Annotated in this window: 22 protein-coding genes; 21 read left to right on the forward strand and 1 reads right to left on the reverse strand. The window is 65.8% G+C overall.

Going from position 1 to position 23,992, the window contains the following annotated elements; all coding sequences use genetic code 11:
- Window positions 1-18: 18 nt before the first annotated feature.
- The 11 genes from ilvN (at window position 19) to queA (ending at window position 11,077) form a co-directional block, all read left to right on the forward strand.
- Entirely contained in the window at window positions 19-537 is a 519-nt protein-coding gene (gene ilvN, locus AB1411_03085; GenBank protein ID MEW6542574.1) for an acetolactate synthase small subunit, read from the forward strand.
- Between the two features lie 103 nt (window positions 538-640).
- The gene (ilvC, locus tag AB1411_03090; protein ID MEW6542575.1) at window positions 641-1,654 is read left to right on the forward strand and encodes a ketol-acid reductoisomerase; all 1,014 of its coding nucleotides are present in this window, start codon (window positions 641-643) and stop codon (window positions 1,652-1,654) included.
- 70 nt (window positions 1,655-1,724) lie between these two features.
- Window positions 1,725-2,375 carry a phosphatidylserine decarboxylase family protein gene (locus AB1411_03095; GenBank protein MEW6542576.1) on the forward strand — a complete coding sequence of 217 codons (651 nt, stop codon included), beginning with the start codon at window positions 1,725-1,727 and terminating at the stop codon, window positions 2,373-2,375.
- 13 nt (window positions 2,376-2,388) lie between these two features.
- Entirely contained in the window at window positions 2,389-3,198 is an 810-nt protein-coding gene (pssA, locus tag AB1411_03100; GenBank protein MEW6542577.1) for a CDP-diacylglycerol--serine O-phosphatidyltransferase, read from the forward strand.
- 304 nt (window positions 3,199-3,502) lie between these two features.
- A complete protein-coding gene (locus AB1411_03105; GenBank protein MEW6542578.1) occupies window positions 3,503-5,056 on the forward strand; it encodes a 2-isopropylmalate synthase in 1,554 nt (517 codons plus the stop codon).
- 129 nt (window positions 5,057-5,185) lie between these two features.
- A complete protein-coding gene (gene leuB, locus AB1411_03110; protein ID MEW6542579.1) occupies window positions 5,186-6,262 on the forward strand; it encodes a 3-isopropylmalate dehydrogenase in 1,077 nt (358 codons plus the stop codon).
- A gap of 9 nt (window positions 6,263-6,271) precedes the next feature.
- Window positions 6,272-7,495, forward strand: a complete 1,224-nt coding sequence (locus AB1411_03115; protein ID MEW6542580.1) for a hypothetical protein — start codon at window positions 6,272-6,274, stop codon at window positions 7,493-7,495.
- A 50-nt stretch (window positions 7,496-7,545) separates the two neighbouring features.
- Window positions 7,546-8,640 carry an aspartate-semialdehyde dehydrogenase gene (locus AB1411_03120; protein MEW6542581.1) on the forward strand — a complete coding sequence of 365 codons (1,095 nt, stop codon included), beginning with the start codon at window positions 7,546-7,548 and terminating at the stop codon, window positions 8,638-8,640.
- 15 nt (window positions 8,641-8,655) lie between these two features.
- Window positions 8,656-8,901 carry a DUF2905 domain-containing protein gene (locus AB1411_03125; GenBank protein MEW6542582.1) on the forward strand — a complete coding sequence of 82 codons (246 nt, stop codon included), beginning with the start codon at window positions 8,656-8,658 and terminating at the stop codon, window positions 8,899-8,901.
- 5 nt (window positions 8,902-8,906) lie between these two features.
- On the forward strand, window positions 8,907-10,058 hold the full coding sequence (locus tag AB1411_03130; GenBank protein ID MEW6542583.1) for a SpoIID/LytB domain-containing protein: 1,152 nt from the start codon (window positions 8,907-8,909) through the stop codon (window positions 10,056-10,058).
- Window positions 10,058-11,077: a tRNA preQ1(34) S-adenosylmethionine ribosyltransferase-isomerase QueA gene (queA, locus tag AB1411_03135; protein MEW6542584.1), complete on the forward strand. Its 1,020-nt coding sequence runs from the start codon at window positions 10,058-10,060 to the stop codon at window positions 11,075-11,077. Before AB1411_03130 ends, queA begins: the two co-directional genes overlap by 1 nt.
- Window positions 11,078-11,174: 97 nt before the next feature.
- On the opposite strand, the gene AB1411_03140 is transcribed toward queA, so the two are convergent.
- Window positions 11,175-11,873 carry a SurA N-terminal domain-containing protein gene (locus AB1411_03140; protein ID MEW6542585.1) on the reverse strand — a complete coding sequence of 233 codons (699 nt, stop codon included), beginning with the start codon at window positions 11,871-11,873 and terminating at the stop codon, window positions 11,175-11,177.
- 174 nt (window positions 11,874-12,047) lie between these two features.
- Here AB1411_03140 and AB1411_03145 point away from each other — a divergent pair, with 174 nt between their 5' ends.
- From AB1411_03145 to bfr, 10 genes are all read left to right on the forward strand, one after another.
- On the forward strand, window positions 12,048-12,476 hold the full coding sequence (locus tag AB1411_03145; protein MEW6542586.1) for a hypothetical protein: 429 nt from the start codon (window positions 12,048-12,050) through the stop codon (window positions 12,474-12,476).
- Between the two features lie 64 nt (window positions 12,477-12,540).
- The gene (locus AB1411_03150; protein MEW6542587.1) at window positions 12,541-13,593 is read left to right on the forward strand and encodes a rod shape-determining protein; all 1,053 of its coding nucleotides are present in this window, start codon (window positions 12,541-12,543) and stop codon (window positions 13,591-13,593) included.
- Window positions 13,594-13,618: 25 nt separating this feature from the next.
- A complete protein-coding gene (mreC, locus tag AB1411_03155; GenBank protein MEW6542588.1) occupies window positions 13,619-14,485 on the forward strand; it encodes a rod shape-determining protein MreC in 867 nt (288 codons plus the stop codon).
- Entirely contained in the window at window positions 14,482-14,997 is a 516-nt protein-coding gene (locus AB1411_03160) for a hypothetical protein (protein MEW6542589.1), read from the forward strand. Before mreC ends, AB1411_03160 begins: the two co-directional genes overlap by 4 nt.
- 17 nt (window positions 14,998-15,014) lie before the next feature.
- Complete coding sequence (gene mrdA, locus AB1411_03165; GenBank protein ID MEW6542590.1) at window positions 15,015-16,895, forward strand: penicillin-binding protein 2; 1,881 nt, start codon at window positions 15,015-15,017, stop codon at window positions 16,893-16,895.
- The gene (rodA, locus tag AB1411_03170; protein ID MEW6542591.1) at window positions 16,892-18,013 is read left to right on the forward strand and encodes a rod shape-determining protein RodA; all 1,122 of its coding nucleotides are present in this window, start codon (window positions 16,892-16,894) and stop codon (window positions 18,011-18,013) included. Before mrdA ends, rodA begins: the two co-directional genes overlap by 4 nt.
- Before the next feature lie 90 nt (window positions 18,014-18,103).
- Window positions 18,104-19,612 (forward strand): Rne/Rng family ribonuclease, encoded by a 1,509-nt coding sequence (locus AB1411_03175; protein MEW6542592.1) that lies wholly within the window; start codon window positions 18,104-18,106, stop codon window positions 19,610-19,612.
- 78 nt (window positions 19,613-19,690) lie between these two features.
- A complete protein-coding gene (gene dprA / locus AB1411_03180; GenBank protein MEW6542593.1) occupies window positions 19,691-20,815 on the forward strand; it encodes a DNA-processing protein DprA in 1,125 nt (374 codons plus the stop codon).
- An 84-nt stretch (window positions 20,816-20,899) separates the two neighbouring features.
- Complete coding sequence (gene topA, locus AB1411_03185) at window positions 20,900-23,245, forward strand: type I DNA topoisomerase (GenBank protein MEW6542594.1); 2,346 nt, start codon at window positions 20,900-20,902, stop codon at window positions 23,243-23,245.
- A 205-nt stretch (window positions 23,246-23,450) separates the two neighbouring features.
- Window positions 23,451-23,930, forward strand: coding sequence for a bacterioferritin (gene bfr / locus AB1411_03190; protein ID MEW6542595.1), 480 nt, complete (start codon window positions 23,451-23,453; stop codon window positions 23,928-23,930).
- Window positions 23,931-23,992 lie beyond the last annotated feature (62 nt).

Genomic DNA, 23,992 nt, shown 5'->3' on the forward strand with positions numbered 1-23,992 from the left:
CTTCAGCCTTGGTTTAGGATGGAACACATCATCTCGGTCCTGGTCGAAAACAAGTTCGGGGTGCTCTCGCGGGTGGCCGGCCTGTTCAGCGGGCGCGGGTTCAACATCGAGAGCCTGTCCGTCGCGCCCTCGCTGGATCCGTCCATGTCCATGATGACGATCGTCACCAAGGGCGACGACCGGATCATCGAGCAGATCGTCAAGCAGCTCAACAAGCTGATCGACGTGATCAAGGTCGTGGACCTGAACGAGAGCGAGTTCGTGGCGCGCGAGACCGCGCTCATCAAGGTCCATGCGAAGCCGGAGGACCGGGCCGAGGCCCTGCGGATCGCCGACATCTTCCGGGCCAACGTGGTGGATTCCACCCCGACCACCTACACGATCGAGGTGACCGGCGACATCAAGAAGATCGAGGCGATCATCAACCTGCTGCAGCCGCTCGGCATCAAGGAACTGGTCCGGACCGGCCGGGTGGCCATCGCGCGGGAGCCGATCCGGCCCGCCGCCGCGCAGCCGAAGCGGATCGCCAAAGAATAGGCGAGAGGCAAGGGGCGCGAGGCCAGAGGCCGGACCCAATGCTGAGGCTTGCAACCGCGAGCCCTTCGCCACGGGCCACGGGCCGCAACGAGGAGTTGTCAAGATGAAGATGTATTACGATCAGGATGCGGATCTCCAGCAGATCCGGAGCAAGAAGGTCGCGATCATCGGGTTCGGCAGCCAGGGCCACGCCCACGGGCTGAACCTAAAGGAGAGCGGCGTCAGCGTGGTGGTAGGGCTCCGGGAGGGAGGCTCCTGGCGCAAGGCCGAGGCGGCCGGCCTCAAGGTCATGCCGACCGCGGACGCGGCGAAGAGCGCGGACGTCGTGATGCTCCTGGCTCCCGACGAAGCCCAGCCGGCCATCTACCGCAACGACATCGCGCCGCACCTGAAGAACGGGGCCTACCTCGCGTTCGGCCACGGGTTCAACATCCACTTCGGCCAGATCGTGCCGCCGGCCGGCGTCAACGTGTTCATGGTGGCGCCTAAGGGCCCGGGCCATCTGGTCCGCTCCGAGTACACGAAGGGAAGCGGGGTGCCGGCGCTGCTGGCCGTCCATCAGGACCCCAGCGGCGATACGCGCAAGGTCGGCCTCGCCTACGCGAGCGCGATCGGCGGCGGGCGGGCCGGGATCATCGAGACCACGTTCCGGGAGGAGACCGAGACCGACCTCTTCGGCGAGCAGGTCGTCCTCTGCGGCGGACTGACCGCTCTGATCCAGGCCGGTTACGAGACGCTGGTGAACGCCGGGTACTCGCCCGAGATGGCCTACTTCGAGTGTCTGCACGAGGTGAAGCTGATCGTGGACCTGATCTACGAGGGCGGCATCGCCAACATGCGCTACTCGATCAGCACCACGGCCAAGTACGGGGACGTGACGCGCGGCCCGCGGATCATCACCGACGAGACCCGCCGGGAGATGCAGAAGATCCTGGCGGAGATCCAGAGCGGGCAGTTCGCGAAAGAATGGGTGCTGGAGAACCAGGCCAACCGTCCCGTCTACAACGCCCTGCTGAAGAAGGGCGAGGCCCATCCGATCGAAGAGGTCGGGGCCAAGCTCCGGGCCATGATGCCTTGGCTGAAGAAGGGCAAGCTGGTCGACAAGAACAAGAACTGAAAGCGGTTGTCAGTCGTCAGTGGTCAGTTTCAACTGATGACTGATCACTGATCACTGAAAACTCGAAGCAATGGCGGACCGGGCCGTCGGAATTCCGATCGTCAGGGAAGGGCTGCCGTTCGTGGCCGCGACGGGCGGCTCGGCGGCCTTGGCCGGAGCGCTCGGCTGGACAGGGCCGGCCGCGGTGCTGGCCGGGCTGGCCGCCTTTACCGCCTGGTTCTTTCGCAATCCGCGCCGGGTTGCGCCCCTCGCGGCCGGGTCGGTGGTGGCGCCGGGCGACGGTCGGGTCATCGCGATCGCCGAGGAGTTCGAGCCCCGCTACCTGAAGGATCAGAGCATCCGGGTGAGCATCTTTCTGAACGTCTTCGACGTGCACGTGAACCGGATTCCCTGCGACGGCGCGGTCGAGGAGGTGGCCTACCAGCCGGGCCGGTTCGTGGCGGCCGACAGGCCGGAGGCGACGCTGCGGAACGAGCAGAACGCTCTGATGATCAGGACCGCCCAGGGCGCCAAGGTGCTCTGCGTCCAGGTGGCCGGGCTGATCGCGCGGCGGATCGTCTGTTGGGCTTCGCCCGGCGAGCAGGTCCGGTGCGGCGACCGGTACGGCCTGATCCGGTTCGGCTCGCGGATGGACCTGTTCCTGCCGCTCGGGGCGAAGCTGCTGGTCCGGGTTGGGGAACGGGTGAAGGGGGGCGAGACCCTGCTCGCCCAGTTCGGCTGAGGGGGAAGCGATCATGCGTCCACCGTTCATGAAAACCGGCCGGTTCAAGTTCATGAAGGATCCGAAACGCCGGCGCGGGGTGTACCTGATTCCGAACCTGCTGACGACCGGCAACCTGTTCAGCGGACTCTTCTCGATCCTGGCCGTCTTCGACGCCAACTACGTGGCCGCGGCGGTCGCGATCCTCGTGGCGATCGTCTTCGACATGCTGGATGGGAAATCGGCCCGTTGGATGAACAGCACGAGCCAGTTCGGCGTGGAGTACGATTCGCTGGCCGACCTCGTGTCCTTCGGGGTGGCCCCGGGCCTTCTGATCTACTCCTGGGCGCTCAGCACGCACGGCATGCTGGGCTCCGCGGTCCTGTTTGCGTTCGTGGCCTGCGGCGCGCTGCGCCTCGCCCGGTTCAACGTGATGACGGCGACGACCGAGAGCAAGTACTTCACGGGGCTCCCGATCCCGGCTGCGGCGAGCGTGATCGCGACGCTGGTGATCTTCGACCATCACATCGTGCGGATGGGAGCCGAGATCAAGCCGCTCCTGATCCTGATCGTGACGCTCTCGTTGGCCTTCCTGATGGTCAGCACGGTCAAATACCGGAGCTTCAAGGATCTCAAGTTCCGGGGCGGGCAGCACTTCAATTACCTGGTCTGGGCCATCCTGGGGCTGATGCTCGTGGTCGCCTGGCCGCAGTTGATGCTGTTCGTGCTCGCGGCCGGCTACGCCCTGCTGGGGCCGGTCGAAAAGGGCGTCACCCTCGTGGCCAAGACGTTCGGGAGGCGGGAGCCGGCCGCGGAGCAGCCGGTGCTGGAATCGAAGGACTAAACAGGGTAGACTGGAACGGCTGGGAAGAGGAGTAGTAGGCGGTCCCGACGGAAGGGAGAGAGCTGGTGGATGGTGCGAACCAGCCTGGCGGCCGCCGAACTCGCCTCGGAGCCGGGCCCGTGAAATCTCCGGAGTCGGAGGGGGTAATGGGTCCCGCCTGACCCCCGTGACGGGTCCAACGAAGGGTGCCCGGGGCGACGCTGGACGCCGGGCGCTGAATCAGGGTGGTACCACGGAGCGCGTAAGCCTTCGTCCCTGGCCTGCCTGGGAGGAAGGCTTTTTCGTTTTTGAGGAGGGTTGAGCCATGACGCGCATGATCCGGATCTTCGACACCACCTTGCGCGACGGAGAACAGTCGCCCGGAGCCAGCATGAACGTGGAAGAAAAGGTCATGGTGGCCAAGCAGCTGGCCAGGCTGGGGGTTGACATCATCGAGGCGGGGTTCGCCTACAGCTCTCCCGGCGACTTCGAGGCGGTCCGGCGGATCGCCCTTGAGGTCGAGGGGCCCACGATCTGCAGCCTGGCCCGGGCCAGGCCGGAGGACATCGACCGGGCCTGGGAAGCCCTCAAGGGCGCGCCCAAGGTGCGCATCCACACGTTCCTCTCCACCTCGGACATCCACCTGAAGTATCAGTTCCGCATGACGAGGGCCGAGGCCCTGAAGCGGGCGGTGGAGATGGTGCAGCGGGCGCGGGGGTACGTGGAGGACGTGGAGTTCTCCCCGATGGACGCGACCCGGTCGGATCCCGGCTACATGCACGAGGTGCTGGAAGCGGTGATCGAGGCCGGAGCCGGGACCGTGAACATCCCGGACACGGTCGGCTACACGACGCCGCAGGAGTTCGGGCGTCTGATCCGAGGGATCCGCGAAAAGGTGCGCCGCATCGACCGGGCGGTCATCTCGGTCCATTGCCACAACGACCTCGGCCTGGCCGTGGCCAACTCGCTGGCGGCCGTGCTGGAAGGGGCCGGGCAAGTCGAGTGCACGATCAACGGGATCGGCGAGCGGGCCGGCAACGCGTCGCTGGAGGAGGTCGCGATGGGCCTCCGCACGAGGAAGGACGTCTACGGGGCGGACACCGGCATCCGGACCGAGGAGATCACCAAGACGAGCCGGCTCGTCAGCAAGATCACGGGCATGGTCGTCCAGCCGAACAAGGCGATCGTCGGCGCCAACGCCTTCGCCCACGCCTCCGGCATCCATCAGGACGGGCTGCTGAAGGAGAAGAGCACCTACGAGATCATGAGACCGGAGTCGGTCGGGCTGGTGCAGAGCAAGCTGGTCATGGGGAAGCTCTCGGGCCGGCACGCGTTCCGGCAGAAGCTGGAGGAGATGGGCTACAAGCTCACCGAGGAGGAGCTGCACCACGCCTTCGCGCGGTTCAAGAAGCTGGCGGACCAGAAGAAGGAGGTCTACGAAGAGGACCTCGAAGTGATCGTGTCCGAGGAGATCGCGAAGATCCCCGAGCGGTACGTCCTCAAGCGCCTCCACGTGGAAAGCGGGACCGACCAGGTGCCCACCGCCCAGGTGGAGCTGGAGATCGACGGCCGTCTCATCAAGCAGTCAGGGACGGGCGACGGGCCGGTGGACGCCGCCTACCGGACCATCGCGGCGATGGTCCGGACGAAGAGCCGCCTGCTCTCCTACGCGGTCGAAGCCATCACGGGCGGCACGGAGGCCCAGGGGGAGGTTTCCGTACGGGTCGAGGAGGGAGGCAAGACCACGACGGGCCACGGGGCGGACACGGACATCATCGTCGCCTCCGCCAAGGCCTATCTGAACGCGCTCAACAAGCTGGCCTTCTGGGCCTCCAAGCACTTCGATCCGGAGCAGAAGGCCGGCTTGATTTGGCAGTAGGGCGCGGGTAGAGTCGGGAACCGGGACGCGAGCGCGTCGTACGTCACTCGTGAAGCGCTAAACGCAAGAATTTTTCTCTCGCGCTTCACGAACAACGCTTCACGAAAGACGCCTTGGAGGAGTTCGGGGATGAAGGTGAAGATTGCGGTGCTGGCCGGGGACGGGGTGGGACAGGAGATCGTCCCCGAGGCGGTCAAGATTCTCAAGGCGGTGGGGGAGAAGTTCCACCACCAGTTCGAGTTCGCGCCCGCCGTCGTCGGCGGCCAGGCCATTGACCGGACCGGAGCGCCGCTGCCGCCGGAGACGCTGGCGCTCGCCAAGCAGAGCGATGCGGTGCTGCTGGGGGCGGTGGGCGGTCCCAAGTGGGAGGGGCTGGACTACTCGATCCGGCCGGAGCGGGCGCTGCTCGGGCTGCGGGAGGAACTGGGCCTCTTCGCCAACCTCCGGCCGGCGAAGCTCTACCCGATGCTGGCCGATGCTTCCACGCTCAAGCGGGAGGTGATCGAGGGGATCGACGTGCTGGTCGTCCGGGAGTTGATCGGGGGCATCTATTTCGGCAAGCCCAAGGGGATCGAGAAGACCCCGGAGGGGGAGCGGGGCGTCAACACGGAGGTGTACACGACCCAGGAGATCCGGCGCATCGCCAAGGTGGCCTTCGAGGCGGCCAAGAAGCGGCGGCGACGGGTCACCTCCGTGGACAAGGCCAACGTGCTCGAATCCTCGGAGCTCTGGCGGCGCGTCGTGACGGAGGTCCATCGGGACTATCCGGACGTCGAGCTGGCCCACATGTACGTGGACAACTGCGCGATGCAGTTGATCCGGAATCCGAAACAGTTCGACGTGCTCGTGACGACCAACCTGTTCGGGGACATCCTGAGCGACGAGGCGGCGATGCTGACCGGCTCCATCGGCATGCTCCCGTCCGCGAGCCTCGGCGCCCATGCGGGCCTTTTCGAGCCGATCCACGGGAGCGCGCCGGACATCGCGGGCAAGAACGTCGCGAACCCGATCGCGACGATCGCCTCGGCCGCCATGATGCTGTCCTACACGTTCCAGTTGGACAAGGAAGCCGACGCGGTCGAACAGGCGATCCTCAAGACCCTGCAGCAGGGCTATCGGACGAAGGACATCCAGGGCCCGGGCTGCACGCTGGTCGGCACGGTCGAGATGGGAAGCGCGATTCTCAAGAATCTCCAGCGGGGATGAGCCAGGACCATGATCGCTTCAGGAAAGCAGGGAACCATCGTGACAGTGGCCGGCACCGGGGAGCCGGGCTTCGGGGGCGACGGGGGCCCGGCGATCTCGGCCCGCCTGAACGAGCCCAAGAGCCTCGCGCTCGACGGGACCGGCCTCGTTCTGTACATCGCCGATTCGGAGAACCACGCGATCCGGAGGGTGGATCTCCGGACCGGGATCATCGAGACCGTCGCCGGAAGCCCGGATGAGGCGGTCTCTGCGACGGCCGGCTGCGGCGATCAGCCGGGCTCCTGGCCAGCACCGCCGGAGGAGGATCCCTTCGACGGTCCCAGGCTGGCCGGGCCGGAGCGGTTCACCCAGGTCGGCGACCTGAGCGGGACGGTCCGGTTCACGGTCGGGACCGCGCCGAAGACCGGACGATTCGAAGGAGACGGAGGCCCGGCAATCGAGGCGAAGCTCCACTTCCCGTCAGCCGTGGCGGTGGAAGGGGCAGGGCACGTCTATATCGCCGACACGATGAACCACCGGATCCGGAAGGTTGAGGCGCGCACGGGCCTGATCACGACGATCGCGGGCAGCGGGAAGCCGCGCTATTCCGGGGACGGAGGGCCGGCCGTGACCGCCTCGCTGAACGAGCCGACGGCCCTGGCGTTGGACGGGTGCGGGGCGCTCTACGTCGCCGATCAGAGCAACAACCGGGTTCGCCGGATCGATCTGGCGACCGGGATCATCACGACGGTGGCCGGCACGGGCGAGGCTGCTTACACGGGGGACGGGGTTCTCGGTACGGAGGCGGCCTTGGCCGGGCCCAGCGGTCTCGCCTTCGGGCCGGACGGGCAGCTCTATCTCGCCGACACCTTCAACGGGCGGATTCGAGCGCTGGACCTCACGAGCGGCGTGATCAGCACGGTGGCCGGGGACGGGAGCGAGTACCGGTTCCAGGGGGTCGCCGGAGAATTCTCGACGAGCCTCTCGCGGCCTTACGGGATCGCCGTAGACCGGGAGGGATCCATTCTGATCACCGACTCGGACAGCCACCTGATCCGCCGGTGGGACCGGCGCAGGAAGATCATCGCGCTCGTGGCGGGCAACGGAACGGCCCAGTTCGGCGGCGACGGGGGACCCCCGCAGGCCGGCAGCCTGAACTATCCGTTCGGCGTCGCGGTTGACGGGCAGGGGAACATCTACATCGCCGACACGTTCAACCACCGGATCCGGATGATCTCGGCCGAGAAGCGGTGACGAGTGATGGGTGGACGAGTGACGAAGGTGCTGGAAGAGGAGCGGAGGGGATGCTGACGAAGAAACCGGCCTACAAGGTGGCGGTGGTCGGCGCGACCGGTGCGGTCGGGGCCGAAATGATCGAGGTGCTGGAGGAGCGGAAGTTCCCCGTGGAGACGCTCCTTCCCCTGGCATCGTCCCGATCGGCCGGCGGCTCCGTGACCTTCCGCGGCCAGGACGTGACCGTCAAACTGTTGACCAAGGACTCGTTCGGGGGGGTGGACATCGCTCTCTTTTCGGCCGGCACCGACGTGAGCCGGGAGTACGCGCCGATCGCGGCCAAGGCTGGAGCCGTGGTCATCGACAACAGCGCGGCCTGGCGCATGGAGAAGGACGTGCCCCTCGTCGTGCCGGAAGTCAATCCGCAGGATGCGGGCCGGCACCGGGGCATCATCGCCAACCCGAACTGCTCCACGATCCAGATGGTCGTGGCGCTCAAGCCGCTCCACGACCGGGTTCGGATCAAGCGGGTCGTCGTGACGACCTTCCAGTCGGTCTCGGGAACGGGCAAGGAGGCCATGGACGAGCTGATGGAGGAGTGTCAGGCGCTCCTCAGCTTCAAGGAGCCGCAGCCCAAGGTTTATCCCTATCAGATCGCCTTCAACTGTCTCCCGCACATCGACGACTTTCTGCCCAGCGGGTACACGAAGGAAGAGATGAAGATGGTCAACGAGACCAGGAAGATCATGGGGGATCAGACGATCCAGGTGACGGCCACCACGGTGCGGGTGCCGGTCTACGTCGGCCATTCGGAGGCCGTCAACATCGAGACCGAGCGGAAGCTGACGGCCAACGAGGCGCGCGCGATCCTGGCCGCCGCGCCGGGCGTGCTCGTGTTCGACGACCCCTCCCGCAAGGTCTATCCGATGCCGCTGGACGTGGCCGGGAAGGACGAGGTCTACGTGGGCCGGATCCGCGAGGACGAGTCGATCCCCAACGGCTTGAACCTCTGGGTCGTGGCGGACAATCTCCGGAAAGGAGCGGCGCTCAACGCGGTCCAGATCGCCGAGATCTTGGTTGGACTCCCTAGCGAGCGAGGCGAGCGAGAGGGGGAGGCTCCATCCGGCTTCGCCGGTGGAGGGGGCGACGCGAGCCCCTGGAACTGACAAGTGAGGTGACCCATGCCGGACTGGAGCTGGCTGGGCAAGGTGCTGATCGTGATGGGCCTGGGGCTCGCCCTGATGGGGGCCCTCCTGTCCCTCCTCGGCAAGCTGCCCGGATCCGGCAACGGCCTGGGGTGGTTCGGCAAGCTCCCCGGGGACATTCTGATCAAGCGGGATCACTTCACCTTTTACTTCCCCCTGGCCACCAGCCTCCTGATCAGCGTGGTGCTGAGCCTCCTCTGGTATTTTCTGTCCAGACGGTAATCGTGATGCGCGTTGTCGCCACTTTCTGCCTCGTGCTCTGCTGGTGGGCCCTGGCCTGTTCCGCCAGGGCCGAGGGAATCCGGGTCCTGCTGGCCCAGGAGGCCCAGCGGGTGACGGTGACGGCTGACCGGGGACTCGTCGCTCTGACCCAAGCAGGTCAGGAGCGGAGCTTCGCCGGCCCGCTGGTCGTGACCTCCGCTGCGGACGGGACGGGGCTCATGGTGAACGGCGAGGCCTGGCCGGATGGCTCCCTGCTGGTCCGAGCGCAGGAGGGAGATCTCTGGCTTGAGCGGCCTGAGCGGATCGCGGTGGGCGGAGCCCTTCAGATCGCCAGCCGCGGCCGGGGCCTCATGGCAGTCAACCGGGTGGAGTTGGAGGAATACGTCAAGGGAGTGGTGCCGGCGGAGATGAACGCCGGCTGGCATCAGGAAGCGCTCAAGGTGCAGGCGGTGGTGGCGCGCACCTACGCCCTCTACCAGAGGCGTCTCAACCGGGACCCGGCCTACGACGTGGTCGCAACCGTCCAGGATCAGGTCTATCGGGGCCGGGCCGGGCTGGATCAACGGGTCCAGCAGGCGGTGGAAGCCACCAGAGGGCTCGTGCTGACCTTCCGGAACGTGCCGATCTTGGCTGCCTTCTCGTCTACGGCCGCGGGCCCGACCGAAGACGCGCTGACCGTCTGGTCCAAGGACCTGCCTTATTTGAAGGGGGTTGATTGCCCCTTCGACCAGGGCTCTCCCTATTATCAGTGGCGGGCGGAATTCACCTTGCAGGATTTGGAAGACAAGCTCAGAAGGCAGGGCCTGCGCGTGGGGGCCATCGCCAGCCTCACGCCCTACGCCTTCACACCGGCCGGACGGGTCACGAAGCTGCGCCTGCTCCACTCACAGGGAGAATTGCTCCTCCGGGGCGAGGACCTGCGTCGGGCGGTCGGCTACGGGGTGATTCCCAGCACCCAGTTCGAGGTCGAATCCATCGGCCGCTCCGTCGTCTTGACGGGCCGAGGGGCCGGGCATGCGGTCGGGCTCTGTCAGTGGGGGGCCAAGGAAATGGCCGAACTGGGCTATCCGTTCGACACCATCCTGCGCTATTACTTTCCGGGAACCGACCTCAAGGACCTGCGAACGGTTGACCTGGCTCCTCCCGCCGCCCGTTGATGTTGCTGGCCGATTTTGATTTTCCCTTTGATCCCGAGCTGGTCGCAACCCGTCCGGTCGAGCCCCGCGACCAGGCTCGGCTCCTGCTCGTGCCCCGAACCGGCGGCTCCTGGTCTCACCACCGGGTCCATGACCTGCCTGCATTGCTCCGTCCCAACGACCTGCTCGTTGTGAACGACACGAGGGTGCTGGCGGCCCGTCTGGTCGGTCGCAAGCGCCCGACCGGCGGGAAGGTCGAGCTGCTCCTGGTAAAGGAGCGCGAAGAGCGGACGTGGGAGGTGCTGCTCAAGGGGAAAGTCGAGCCGGGGCAGGTCATCGAGCTGGGGCAGGGGGCCACCGTCACCGTTCTGCTGCGTGGCGCGGGCGAGACGGTCGTGCGGTTCGCCGGGTCCCGCCCTGTCCGGGAGCTGATCGAAGAGGTCGGCCTGATGCCGCTCCCGCCTTACATCAAACGGGAACCCACGGGGGAGGACCGGACCTGGTACCAGACGGTCTTCGCCAGGACGGACGGCTCCATCGCCGCCCCGACGGCCAGCCTGCACTTCACGGAGCGGCTCCTCGATGCCCTGCGTGGGCGGGGGATCGGGCTCGCCACCGTGACGCTCCACGTCGGGCTGGGCACGTTCCTGCCGGTGAAGGCACCACGGGTTGAGGAACACCGGATGTTGCCGGAACGGATCGTGGTACCGACGGAAACGGCGGAGACGGTCGAGGAGACGAAACGCGGGGGAGGGCGGATCGTGGCGGTCGGCTCCACGGTCGCGCGGGCCCTGGAGGCCTCGGCCGGTGAGCGGGGGAGGGTCAAGCCGATCCGGGGCGAGACGGACCTGTTCATCGCGCCCGGCTACCGGTTCCAGGTCATTGACGCGCTCCTGACCAACTTCCACCTGCCGCGGAGCACGCTGCTCATGCTCGTCTCGGCCCTGGCGGGCGTGGAGCGGCTGCGGGCAGTCTATGAAGAGGCGGTCAAGGAGCGGTACCGGTTTTACTCCTACGGCGACGCGATGCTGATCCTCTGAGGAAGCGGTCAGCAATCAGCCGTCAGCTATTCGCTTCGGGTAGAAGGGAGCCCCATCTTGTCCAGGCTGCAAGCTGACCGCTGAGGGCTGACGGCTATTACAGCAATTCTTTTCTGATCTGGATCGGGATGCGGGCTTTGAGGGACTGGGTGTAGGCGACCAGAGCGCGCTGCTGCTTCTGCAGCAAGAAGTCTTGCAGGATCCGCTCCTTGGCCGACTGGCCGCCGGCCGCTCCGGTCGCCGGCTGGCGGGCCATGAGGGCCTCCGCCTCGGCGATCTCCGCCGGTGTCAGGGCCACCGAATCCCGCACGATCGTCTTGGCCTTGGCGGTCAGCAGCTCGCCGGCATAGATGGACTCGAACAGCGCCGGCGTCAAGCGGTTGGCGGCCAGAATGCGCCGGTAGAGCTCCGGGTCGAACTTGCCGTTCCGCTGAAAGTCCTGCCGGCTGAGAATGTCGTCGCGCAGCTCGGCCGGACTCACGGCCGCCCCCAGTTCCTTGGCGGCCAGGGTCCACAGCTTGTTCTCGACCATGCTCTCGATGACGAACTGCTTCATCTCCTCTTCCTTGATCTCGCCCTTCACGTTGTCCCGGTAGAACCGATAGGTGTTCTCGTAGCTCCGTCGGAACTCGTCGCGGGAGATCGTCAGATCCCCCACGGACGCGACGGCGTTGGATTCCTGTTCGCCGAACCCCCACCAGCCCATCGTGATCACGAAGGCGATGGCCAGGGCTCCCATGATGGATTTCAACAGCCAGGGATACTTGTGGGCGCTGTCCCGCATGAGCTTGATCATGATGCCGCTCCTTGCTCGAATTCGAAGGGAAATTGTACCGGTCACGGCCGGGAAAGGCAAGACATGATATGCCTGAAAATGTTGAGAAATTTGTGATGGGGCATGAACTTTGTTATACTGACGCGACCTTTGCATGGAGGACGCTTGTCGGGAGAGGGGCGGGAAGGGAACCCTTTGGGCGAGGGGGTGTATCCCAAAGCGCACACCCTCAACCGTCTGATCGCGAAAACCGTGGATTTGATCATCGTGGCTGCGGCCGACCGGCTGGTTCCTCCGGTCGGGTGGCTGGCGGGGCTGGTCTACGTGCTCATCGCCGATGGATTCTCGGGCGGAAGCAGTGTCGGCAAGCGGCTGATCGGTCTGCAGACCGTGGTCACGCGCACTCAGGAATTTGCCGGTTTCCGGGAGTCCATCGTCCGCAACTTGCCCCTCGCGCTGGCGTACCTGCTGTTACCGCTCCCTTACATCGGGTGGGCGCTGGCAGCCGCCATCGCCGGGTTCGAAACGCTGTTGATCATCGGCAATGACCGGGGTGTCCGGCTCGGTGACGAAATCGCGCAGACGCAGGTCTTGGATGCGGGCCAGCTCGACTGGCGCGACTGACCCGACACGTACCCAGTTGGCCGGGCGCGGTCGCCGTGACCGTGCCTGACGGAAGGAGCACAAGGTGGGATTCACAAGCGACGTTCTCGGCTGGTTCTCGAACGACTTGGCCATCGATCTCGGCACCGCCACGACGTTGGTCTACGTGCGGGGCAAGGGCATCGTCCTGAACGAGCCCTCCGTGGTCGCGGTCGAGAAGAAGAGCGAGAAGGTCCTCGCCGTCGGGGCGGAGGCCAAGAAGATGCTCGGCCGCACCCCCGGGAACATCACCGCCATCCGCCCGATGAAGGAGGGCGTGATCGCGGACTTCGAAATGGCCGAGCGGATGCTGAAGTACTTCATCACGAAGGCGCACAACCGGAGTACGTTCGTCCGGCCGCGCATCATCATCGGGGTGCCGTCGCGGATCACGCAGGTGGAGCAGCGCGCAGTGCGCGATTCGGCCGAGCTGGCCGGCGCACGGGAAGTCTACCTGATCGAAGAGCCGGTGGCGGCGGCGATCGGCGCCGGGCTTCCGATCACCGAGCCGTCCGGCAACATGGTCGTGGACGTCGGGGGCGGCACGACCGACATCGCGGTGATCTCGCTGGGCGGGATCGTGTACAGCGAATCCGTCAAGGTGGCGGGCGACCGCATGGACGACGCCGTCATGAACTACGTGAAGAAGAAATACAACCTCCTCATCGGCGAGCACATGGCCGAGCGCGTCAAGGTGGAGATCGGGTCGGCCTACCCGTTCGAGGAGAAGAAGACGATGGCGATCAAAGGGCGGGACTTGATCTCCGGCATTCCCCGGACCATCGAGATCGACGACGCGGAGATCCGGGAGGCGCTGCAGGAGCCGATCGGCACGATCGTGAACGCAATCAAGGTGGCGCTGGAGAACACGCCGCCGGAGCTCGCCGGCGACATCATCGATCGCGGGATCGTGTTGACGGGCGGCGGATCCCTGCTCAAGGGAATGGACACGCGCTTCCGCGAGGAGACGAACCTGCCAATCATCACGGTGGACGATCCGCTCACGTCCGTGGTCCTGGGGGTGGGCAAGATCCTCGACGAGCTGGATCTCCTGCGCAAGGTCTCCGTGATGTCCCAGTGCAGCAGCAGCTCCCGCTGACCGCTCCATCCGCACGGGCATGGCCATGTTGCGCACGACATCCGGAACCAGGCGGGTGGTGCTGGGGTTCTTCATCCTGCTCCTGTCGGTCGTCTTCGTCCTTCCCAAACAGAGCCAGGGGCTGCTGCAGAACGTCGGCAAGCCGATCGCCCAGGTCCTCGCCCTGCCCCTCGGGGCGTTCGCGGCGTTGGACCGCTCAGCGCGTGACCTGTGGGAGAGGTACCTGGCGCTCAGGGGCGTGGCCGAGGAGAATCAGCGGCTGCGCCGCGAGGTGGAGGCCCTGCGGGGGCGGAACAACGAGCTGCGGGAGATCGCGGCGGCCGGGCAGCGCCTGACCGCGCTGCTGGCTTTGCAATCCAGCCAGGAGCTCCGGACCGTCGCCGCGCAGGTGATGGGGCGCGACGCGACGAACTGGTACCGGGGCCTCGTTCTGAACAAGGGCGAACGGGACGGCATTCGGGCCGAGATGGGTGTGATGACGCCGGCCGGGGTCGTGGGGCGTGTGGTGAAGACCACGCCGGTCTCGTCGGTCGTGCTGCTGATCACGGATCCGAACAACGCGGTGACCGGGTTGATCCAGCGGACCAGAGACGAGGGCATCGTCGAGGGCACCGCGGAAGGCAAGGCGCGCATGAAATACATCCCGCTCCTCTCGACGGTGCGGCCCGGGGACGTCGTGGTGACGTCGGGGCTCACCGGCGGGTTCCCGAAGGGGCTCGCCGTCGGGACGGTCACCCGCATCGAGAAAGCCGAAGGGGACCTGTTCCAGTCGGCTGAGATCGTGCCCGACGTGGAGACCCGGAAAGTGGAAGAGGTGCTGGTGATCACGGACCCCCGTCCGCTCGGGACGGGCGAGGGACCGGGTCCCTCGCCCAAGACGGGCAGTCCATGAAGCCGGCTCTGTACGCGGGATTGGCGCTGGGGCTCGTTCCGATCCAGGTGACCGTGCTGAACGGCCTCAGCCTCTGGGGCGTTCGTCCGGACCTCTGCCTGGTGGCGGCCTGTCTGGTGGGGATCGTGGCTGGCAGGCTGGAAGGGCTGCTCATAGGCCTGGCGCTGGGCTTGGGGCAGGACCTCTTTTCGGCCGGCCCGCCGATGCTGAATATGGGTACCAAGGCCTTGGCCGGGCTCCTCGGCGGCCTGGTGGGCCGGCACGTGACCGACGTGACCCCCGTGACGGTCATGCTGGCCCTGGCAGGTTTCTCGGCCCTCTCCGGGGCGGTCGCCATGGCCTCGGTCAAGACGGGGATCGGGTTGATGGACCGTCTGGACATGGTCCGCTTCGTGCTGTTGCCGGAGGCGCTGTTCAACACGGTCGTCGGCGGAGGGCTGTACTGGCTCCTCAGCGTGACGGGACGGCGGCATCAGCAGGCCCCGCGGGCTCCAGTCGGGCTGGTGGGCTGAGATCGGGAGCACGCATCGTGGTGGGGCACGGAGTTTCACAGGACGAGTTGCGCGAGCTCCAGCGGCGACTGACGATCCTGAAGATCGCCGTGCTGCTGATCGTGGGGTTGCTGGCGCTCCGTCTTTGGCATCTGCAGATCCGGGACGGGAGCTACTATCGGGACCTGTCCGAGAACAACCGGACCCGGTCGGTGATTCTCGCGCCGGCGCGCGGGCTGATCTACGACCGCAACGGAGTCCTCCTGGCGAACAATGTGCCCAGCTTCACCCTCTACGTGACCCTGGAGGACGTGAAGGACCGTCACGTCCTGGTTCAGCGGCTCGTCCGCCTGATCGGGCTGGACGAGAGCGCGCTTCGCAAGAAGCTGTCCGAGCGGGGGCCGAAGCTGGTGCCGAGGAAGTTGAAAGAAGGCCTGTCGCTCCGGGAAGCGGCGTTGATCGAATCGCACCGGCTGGATCTTCCCGGCGTCATGATCCAGGCGGAATCCAAGCGGAACTATCCGGCCGGGGTCACGGCGGCGCACCTGATGGGTTACGTGGGACAGATCTCCGCCGAGGAATTGGAAAAGGAAGAGGCGGAGGACCTGTACCAAGACAGCGTCGTCGGCCAGTACGGGGTCGAGAAGACCTACGACCGCATCCTCCGTGGGAAGCCCGGCCAGAAGGTGATCGAGGCCGACGCCCTGGGTCACGAGGTCCGCACGGTCTCGGTCCAGCGGTCTCGGCCCGGGGAAGACCTCTACCTGACGATCGACGTTCGCCTGCAGCGGCTGGCCGAAGAGCTGTTGGGCGAGGAGGCCGGTGCGATCGTGATGCTGGACGTGACCGCGGGCGACGTGCTGGCGCTGGCCAGCCGCCCGACGTTCGATCCCAATCTCCTCTCGCGCGAGCTGACCGCCAAACAGTGGGCGGCGATCGTCCAGGACGAGTCCCGCCCGCTGACCAATCGGGCCACGCAGGGCCAGTACCCGCCGGGCTCCACGTTCAAGATCGTCATGGCGGCCGCGGCGCTCGAAACCAAGACCATCGACCCGTCCGCGAAGATCCGTTGCGTGGGGGGCTTCGCGTTCGGCAACCGGGTGTACCGGGACTGGAAAAAGGGCGGGCATGGCCCCATGGACGTCACCCAGGCGCTCGTGGATTCGTGCGACGTCTTTTTCTATACGGTCGGCCAGCGGATGGGGATTGACACGATCGCCGCCTATGCCAGCCAGTTCGGGCTCGGACGCGAGACCGGCATCGACCTCTACTCCGAGCGGGTGGGGATCGTGCCGTCGCTGGCGTGGAAGCAGAAGGCCAAGGGGCAGGCCTGGCTTCCGGGCGAGACGATTTCGGCCTCGATCGGACAGGGGTACGTGACGGTCACGCCGATCCAGATGGCGCACCTCATCGCGACCGTGGCCAACGACGGAGTCTCGTTCCGCCCTCATCTGGTCAGGGCCGTGATGGAACGGGAGACCGGCCGGCTGCAGGAGCTCCCGGCGGTGCCCAACGGCCGGCTCTCGGTGGCCGCGGACACGCTTGGTCTCATCAGGGACGCCCTCGCGGGGGTCGTCACGAGGGGCACGGCGACGAGGGCCCGGTCCGCGCTCGTCTCGATCGCCGGCAAGACCGGCACGGCCCAGACCGCCGCGCTGCGGTCCGGGGACGGGAAGGATCTTCCCAAAAAGCTGCGGGACCACGCCTGGTTCGTCTCCTATGCGCCGACGGACGAGCCGCGCGTCGCGGTCGCCGTCCTCGTCGAGCATATGGGGCACGGCGGGTCGGCGGCCGCCCCGCTCGCCAAGCAGATGATCGAGGGCTATGTGAACCTGACGAAGCCGGTCACGCACCTGGCTCGGACGCCGGAGCCGGTCCGGCCGGACGGGATCGAGGTGGCGATGCGGGAGCGCCGATGATCGATCGGGTTCTGGACAGCCGCAGGCTGGACAGCTTCGACTGGCAGTTCCTCGGGGTGATCGGCGCGATCCTCGTGATCGGGGTCCTGTCCATCTACAGCGTCACGTATGCGCAGGCGGGCACGGGGCTTCCGCTGTACGCCAAGCAGATGGTCTGGATCCTGATCGGCTGCGCGGTCTTCCTGGCCATGCTCATGGTGGACTATCACGAGATCGCCCGCTGGTCTTACGTCCTGTACGCGGTGATGCTCCTCCTGCTGGCCGTGGTCCTCGTGGCCGGCAAGACCAGCCGAGGCGCGCAGCGGTGGATTCCGCTCGGGCCGTTCGCGTTCCAGCCGTCCGAGTTCGCGAAGCTGGTCCTGATCCTGGTGCTGGCGACCTATTACGCCAACGCGCCGCGCGAGGGCTGGCTGCAGCGGGTGGTCCTGCCCGGGCTGATCATGATGCCCGGCCTGCTCCTGATCCTGAAGCAGCCGGACCTCGGCAGCGGCCTCAGCTTCCTGTCCATCTACACCGGGATGCTGCTGGTGGTCGGCATGCGATCCAAAGCGCTCGGGGTGCTGCTGCTCGGGGCGCTGATGCTGTTTCCATTTGCCTGGGAGATGGTCTGGGGGGCGCTGCACGACTACCAGCGCGAGCGGATCATGACGTTCGTGGATCCGGCTTACGACACGGGCGGGAAGGGGTACCACGGGCTCCAGTCGCGGATCGCAATCGGCTCAGGCGAGTTGCTGGGCAAGGGCCTCTACGGCGGGACTCAGAGCCAGCTCAAGTTCCTGCCCGAGGGGCACACGGATTTCGTCTTCGCGGTCTTCGCGGAGGAATGGGGATTCCTGGGAGGGCTGGTGTTCCTGGGTCTGTTCGTAGCGCTGATCATGCTGTCGCTGGAGATCGCTCTGAAAGCCAAGGACGCGTTGGGAGCGCTCCTGGCGTCCGGCGTGATCGCCATGATCGGCTTTTGTTTCGTCGTGAACATCGGGATGACCGCTGGCCTGCTGCCGATCGTCGGCATTCCGCTCCCCCTGATGAGTTACGGGGGGAGCGCGGTGGTGACGACGATGGCCGCCCTGGGCCTGCTGCTCAACATCAAGCGCCGGCGGTTGACGTTGTTTTATTGATAATTTGGATTGGCGCGGGGTGCGTGGCTGGAGGCGATCGTGCGGTTGCCTCTCGCCCCGAGCCTCTCGCCTTCGATTTGAGGAGTGACCATGGGGCTCGAAATTGCGATTTCGGTGACTCGGGAAGAAACCCGGGCGGCGGTCCTGGACAACCGCGTGCTCACCGATCTGTACGTGGACCGCGCCAAGAACAAGGACTTCGTCGGCAACGTCTACAAGGGGCGGGTCGTGAAGGTCCTGCCGGGCATGCAGGCGGCGTTCGTGGACATCGGGATGGAAAAGGCCGCCTTCATGCACGTCTCGGATTTGTCGTTCGACATCGAGGCGAACGACACCTTGATGGACAGCGAGGAGGATGACAAGGGGCCCGAGATGCCGAGGCCCCGCAGGCAGACGGGCAAGCCGATCGAGCAACTGCTGGAAGAAGGCCAGGAGGTAACGGTGCAGATCTCCAAGGGGCCGATCGGCACCAAGGGCCCGCGGGTCACGACCTACGTCTCGCTGCCGGGTCGGTTCCTCGTCTTCATGCCGAACGTGGAGCACATCGGCGTGTCGCGCCGGATTCCCAAGGACGAGGAGCGGGCCAGGCTGAAGGAGATCATGAAGCGGATCCGCAAGCCTGGTTGCGGGTACATCGTCCGCACCGTGAGCGAAGGCGTGAAGGAGGAGGAATTGCGCTCGGACGTCGAGTTCCTGGACTGTCTGTGGCAGGACCTGCTCAAGAAGCGGGAGCAGCAAGGCGCCCCCAGCCTCCTGCACAGCGACCTGACCCTGACCTTCCGGGTCGTCCGCGACCTCTTCACCAAGAAGGTGGACCGGCTGCTCATCGACTCGCGTCGGGAGTACGAGGCCGTCAAGGATTTCGTCCATCGGTTCATGCCGGAGCAGACCTCCCGCATCCACTACTACGACAAGGAGGAAAGCCTGTTCGACCACCTGGGGATCGAGATGGAGATCACCCGCGCCCTCAGCCGAAAGGTCTGGCTCAAATCGGGCGGCTACATCGTGGTGGACCATACGGAGGCGATGACGGTCGTCGACGTGAACACGGGCCGGTACGTCGGCAAGCGGGATCAGGAGGAGACGATCCTGAAGAACAACCTGGAAGCGGTGAAGGAAATCGCGTACCAGATCCGTCTGCGCGGGATCGGCGGGATCATCATCATCGACTTCATCGACATGGAGCGGGAGAAGAACCGGGAGCGGGTCTACCAGGCGCTGGTGGACGCCATGGCCGGAGACAAGGCCAGGACGCGGATCTCCCGCGTCTCGGACCTGGGCCTCATCGAGATCTCCCGCGAGCGGGTCCGGGAGGACCTGTTGCGGACGATGTCGGAGCCCTGTCGCTACTGCGAAGGGCGGGGATACACGAAGTCACCGTCGACCGTGGCCTACGAGGTGTTCCGGGAGATCCGCCGGATCGGGCGGGGACCGGACGAGCAGAAGATCGTGGTCGGCGTCCACCCGGCCGTGTCGGACCTCTTGTACGACGAGGAACGGCAGGGGCTGGACGATCTGGAGCGGGAATATCACGTCAAAGTCCTCGTGAAGCCCGACCCGTTGCTTCACCTGGAACAGTACGACATCGCCGTCCTCTGAGGTCTCAGAAGCTTTCAGCCTTCAGCGGGATTATTCAGGCTGACGGCTGAAGGTTCCAAGCCGCCTGATTGAGGATTCATGGACCTCGCGTCGCTGTGGCCGTGGTTTGCCCTGCGAGCCGTGCAGGAGATCGGCGATGCGGAGGTATGCGGCCTGGTTCGGACTTTCGGCTCGCCCGGGGCGGCCATGGGCGCGTCGGTGGACGAACTGGTCTCGTCCGGCGGCTTGAGTCCGTCGGCGGCGCGGGCCGTCCGGCGGGGGCCGGATGACGAGACCCGGCGGTCCCTCGACCGGGAGCTGAAGCGGCTGGAGCGGATGCGGGTGGCTCTAGTCACCTTCCTGGATCCGCTCTATCCCCGTCGGTTGGCCATGATTCCGGACCCGCCCCCGTTCCTGTACGTGACCGGGACGCTGGATCAGCGGGACCAGCAGGCCGTCGCGATCGTGGGTGCCAGGCGGGCGACCGAAGCCGGCAAGCTGGTGACCGAGGAGCTCGGCCGGGCTCTGGCGTCGGCCGGCTTGACGATCGTCAGCGGCATGGCCAGGGGGATCGACGCCGCCGCTCACCGCGGGGCGCTGAACGCGGGCGGGAGGACCGTGGCGGTCCTAGGCTGCGGGATCGACCGGACCTATCCGCCGGAGCACGAGGGGCTCCGCCGGCAGATCGAGGCGTCCGGCGCCGTGCTGACCGAGCTACCCGTGGGCGCTTATCCGCACGGCTACCATTTCCCGCGCCGCAACCGCATCATCAGCGGGATGTCGCTCGGGGTCGTGGTCGCCGAGGCAGAACTCCAGAGCGGGTCCCTCATCACCGCCCGGCTGGCGGCCGAGCAGGGACGCGAGGTCTTCGCCGTGCCTGGCTCGGTCAGGTCCGCCAACAGCCGGGGTCCGCACGGGCTCATCAAGCAGGGGGCGAATCTCGTCGAACAGGCGGGCGACGTGATCGAAGAACTGTTGCCGCAGCTCGACGATTCCTTCCGGGAACGGCTGCGGACCAGCAATCTTGCGGCGACCCAGCCGGGCCCCAAATTGGAGGAACGGGAAGCGGCCCTCTGCACGACGCTGTCCGTGGAGCCGATGCACATCGACGAGGTGATCGCCAGGACCGGGCTGCCCGCTGCGGACGTCAACGGCCTGCTCTTGGGGCTGGAATTGAAAGGGCTCGTGCGTCAACTGCCGGGACCCTCCTACATTCGGGTATAATTAGCCGAAAAGCTTGCAAAGCGGAGGGCCGTCGGTATATATCACACGGCCCGACGCATTCACGACAATCCGTTGCGAGCAACCATGGCCAAGTCGCTGATCATCGTCGAGTCGCCGGCCAAAGCCCGGACCATCACCAAGTACGTGGGACGGGGTTATACGGTGATGGCGTCCGTCGGTCACGTGAAGGATCTGCCGACCAGCAAGCTGGGCGTGGATCTCGATCGGGACTTCGCGCCGCAGTACGTGACCATCAAGGGCAAGGCCAAGGTGCTGGCGGAAATCAAGAAGAAGGCGGTCGAGGCGGAGAAGGTTTTTCTGGCCCCGGACCCGGACCGGGAGGGGGAGGCGATCGCCTGGCACATCGCCCAGGAGATCAACGGGAAGGCCCCTGCCGGCAAGGCCAAGGGGAAAGGGCCCACGGTCTACCGCGTGCTCTTCAACGAGATCACGGAGTCGGCGATCAAGCGGGCGCTGCAATCCCCCGGCCAGATCGACATGAACCTCGTCAACGCGCAGCAGGCGCGGCGCGTCCTGGACCGCATCGTGGGCTACCAGGGCAGCCAGTTGCTCTGGAAGAAGGTGCGGCGGGGCCTCAGCATGGGCCGGGTCCAGTCGGTGGCCGTCAAGCTGATCTGCGACCGCGAGAAGGAGCGGGAGGCGTTCCGTCCGGAGGAGTACTGGTCCATCACGGCGACGCTGGCCGGCGCGGCCCCCCCGCCGTTCGAAGCCAAGCTGCACAGCATCAACGGACAGGAGGCTGTCGTCTCCTCGGCCGACGAAGCCAACCGGATCGTCTCGGCGGTGCAGGAACGAGACTTCGTCGTCCAGTCCGTCGAGCGGAAGGAGAAGCGCCGCAACCCGGTGGCGCCCTTCATCACCAGCCGGCTTCAGCAGGAGGCGGCGCGCAAGCTGCGCTTCACGCCCAAGAAGACCATGATGCTGGCCCAGCAGCTCTACGAAGGGTTGGAGATCGGCAAGGAGGGCCCGGTCGGGCTCATCACCTACATGCGAACCGACTCGACGCGCATCGCGAGCGAGGCGGCGGCGGAGGCCCGGGACCTCGTCCGCGAACGGTTCGGCCCGAACTATCTGCCGGCCAGCCCCAACGTCTACAAGACCCAGAAGGGCGCGCAGGAGGCCCACGAGGCCATCAGGCCGACTTCGGCCCACCGCGATCCCGAATCGATCAAACAATATCTGGATCGGGATCAGTACCAGCTCTACAAGCTGGTCTGGAACCGCTTCGTCGCCTCGCAAATGGCGCCGGCGATCCTGGAGGTCACCCGCGTCGACTGCGCGCCCGAAGGGACGCAAGACCGGTACCTGTTCCGGGCGAACGGGACCGTCGTCAAATTCCAGGGGCACTTGGCCGTGTACCAAGAGGGCAAGGATGGGGACCTGGCCGCCCAGAGCCGCAAGGCCGACCAGGAGGCTGAAGACGAGGCGGAGCGACAACTGCCTCCCCTGACCGAGGGCGAGCGGTTGAGGCTGGTGGTCAGGGAAGGGCAGCCGGTGCCCGGCCTCATGCCCAAGCAGCATTTTACCCAGCCGCCGCCGCGCTACAACGAGGCCCTGCTGATCCGGGAGCTGGAGGAGAAGGGGATCGGCCGGCCGTCCACCTATGCGACGATCATCTCCACGATCCAGGAACGGAAGTACGTCGAGAAGGTCGAAGGCCGGTTCGTGCCCACGGAGACCGGTCGGACGGTGAACGACTTCCTCGTGAAGGGGTTCCCGGACATCCTGAACACGGACTTCACCTCCCTGATGGAAAAGGAGCTGGACGAGGTCGAGGAGGGGGAGAAGCCATGGGTGGCCGCGGTCCGGGACTTCTACAACCCGTTCACCAGGGACATCGACAAGGCCCAAGGGATTCCCGGCCCCAAGGACACGGTGGAGCCGCCGACGAACATCCCGTGCGAAAAGTGCGGGCGCATGATGGAGATCAAGTGGGGCCGGAACGGGAAGTTCCTGGCCTGTCCGGGCTACAAGGAAGATCCGCCCTGCAAGAACACCCAGAACTTCGAGCGGCTGCCGGATGGGACCATCAAGGTTGTCGCCAGACAGGAGATCACCACCGACGAGAAGTGCGAGAAGTGCGGCTCCCCGATGGTCATCAAGACGGGGCGGTTCGGCAAATTCCTCGCCTGCTCGGCCTACCCGGCCTGCAAGACCACCAAACCCCTGCCGATCGGCGTGAAGTGTCCGATGGACGGGGGTGACCTGACGCAGAAGCGCAGCAAGAAGGGACGCACCTTCTATGCCTGTGCCAACTATCCCAAGTGCGAATTTGCGATCTGGGACCGGCCGGTCAACAAGCCCTGCCCCAATTGCCGGGCGCCGTTCCTGGTCGAAAAGGTGAGCCGGCAGGCCGGCGTCACCGTCCAGTGTCGCAACGAAGACTGCGGCTACAAGGAAGCCGGCTGATCGGCCTCCTTTCCGAATCTTTTCTGCCGCGTCGCCTCCCGCCTTGCCGAATTCGAGATTCGCCCTCGCTTTTACTTGTCAAATGGCTTGACAGAAGGCGCCCGCGCGTCGAAATATGATGGTGTTGCCATACGGCTGATATGGGTATGCAGGGAGCGCTCTTGAGCGCCGATGATGTCCACCGCAAAGAGGAGAGGGAGTCACCATGAAAGCCAAAGAGGGCGTGCTTGATTTCTTGCAGAAGGTGGTCACGCTTGAGCTGACGGCGGTCCATCACTATCTCTTGCACGCGGCGATGTGTGAGAACTGGGGCTATGAACGATTGCATCAAGAGCTTCATGAGCGCACGAATGAGGAGTGCGCCCATGTGTCCAAAGTGATTGACCACATGCTCTATCTGGAAGGTGCTCCGGACGTGCAGAAGCTCGGTGCGGTCCATTCCGGGGAAAGCGTGCCGGACTTGTTCAACGCCGATCTGAAGCTTGAGCAGGAGGACGTAAAGCTCTTGCGAGAGGCCATCACGCACTGTGCAAAGGCCGGCGATTACACGACCCGCCATCTCTTGGAGGATATGGTGGTGGATTCTGAAGAACACATTGACTGGTTTGAAACGCAACTGCGAACGATCAAGCAGGTCGGGCTGGAAAACTACCTGAGCGAGCAGATCAAGAAGGGTGGCTCGTAGGAGCGCGTTCCAAGCGGATGCAAAAGCCTTTGGAGCATGACCGCGCCCGTTGGCTTGTGTGG

Source organism: Nitrospirota bacterium, assembly GCA_040757595.1.
In the GTDB taxonomy this organism is placed as follows: domain Bacteria; phylum Nitrospirota; class Nitrospiria; order Nitrospirales; family Nitrospiraceae; genus JBFLWP01.

What these genes read in the sequence shown, in the direction of transcription:
- ilvN (MEW6542574.1), top strand. Translation starts at nt 19, where the DNA reads ATGGAACACATCATCTCGGTCCTGGTCGAAAACAAGTTCGGGGTGCTC.
- ilvC (MEW6542575.1), top strand. Translation starts at nt 641, where the DNA reads ATGAAGATGTATTACGATCAGGATGCGGATCTCCAGCAGATCCGGAGC.
- AB1411_03095 (MEW6542576.1), top strand. Translation starts at nt 1,725, where the DNA reads ATGGCGGACCGGGCCGTCGGAATTCCGATCGTCAGGGAAGGGCTGCCG.
- pssA (MEW6542577.1), top strand. Translation starts at nt 2,389, where the DNA reads ATGCGTCCACCGTTCATGAAAACCGGCCGGTTCAAGTTCATGAAGGAT.
- AB1411_03105 (MEW6542578.1), top strand. Translation starts at nt 3,503, where the DNA reads ATGACGCGCATGATCCGGATCTTCGACACCACCTTGCGCGACGGAGAA.
- leuB (MEW6542579.1), top strand. Translation starts at nt 5,186, where the DNA reads ATGAAGGTGAAGATTGCGGTGCTGGCCGGGGACGGGGTGGGACAGGAG.
- AB1411_03115 (MEW6542580.1), top strand. Translation starts at nt 6,272, where the DNA reads ATGATCGCTTCAGGAAAGCAGGGAACCATCGTGACAGTGGCCGGCACC.
- AB1411_03120 (MEW6542581.1), top strand. Translation starts at nt 7,546, where the DNA reads ATGCTGACGAAGAAACCGGCCTACAAGGTGGCGGTGGTCGGCGCGACC.
- AB1411_03125 (MEW6542582.1), top strand. Translation starts at nt 8,656, where the DNA reads ATGCCGGACTGGAGCTGGCTGGGCAAGGTGCTGATCGTGATGGGCCTG.
- AB1411_03130 (MEW6542583.1), top strand. Translation starts at nt 8,907, where the DNA reads ATGCGCGTTGTCGCCACTTTCTGCCTCGTGCTCTGCTGGTGGGCCCTG.
- queA (MEW6542584.1), top strand. Translation starts at nt 10,058, where the DNA reads ATGTTGCTGGCCGATTTTGATTTTCCCTTTGATCCCGAGCTGGTCGCA.
- AB1411_03140 (MEW6542585.1), bottom strand. Translation starts at nt 11,873, where the DNA reads ATGATCAAGCTCATGCGGGACAGCGCCCACAAGTATCCCTGGCTGTTG.
- mreC (MEW6542588.1), top strand. Translation starts at nt 13,619, where the DNA reads ATGTTGCGCACGACATCCGGAACCAGGCGGGTGGTGCTGGGGTTCTTC.
- AB1411_03160 (MEW6542589.1), top strand. Translation starts at nt 14,482, where the DNA reads ATGAAGCCGGCTCTGTACGCGGGATTGGCGCTGGGGCTCGTTCCGATC.
- rodA (MEW6542591.1), top strand. Translation starts at nt 16,892, where the DNA reads ATGATCGATCGGGTTCTGGACAGCCGCAGGCTGGACAGCTTCGACTGG.
- AB1411_03175 (MEW6542592.1), top strand. Translation starts at nt 18,104, where the DNA reads ATGGGGCTCGAAATTGCGATTTCGGTGACTCGGGAAGAAACCCGGGCG.
- dprA (MEW6542593.1), top strand. Translation starts at nt 19,691, where the DNA reads ATGGACCTCGCGTCGCTGTGGCCGTGGTTTGCCCTGCGAGCCGTGCAG.
- topA (MEW6542594.1), top strand. Translation starts at nt 20,900, where the DNA reads ATGGCCAAGTCGCTGATCATCGTCGAGTCGCCGGCCAAAGCCCGGACC.
- bfr (MEW6542595.1), top strand. Translation starts at nt 23,451, where the DNA reads ATGAAAGCCAAAGAGGGCGTGCTTGATTTCTTGCAGAAGGTGGTCACG.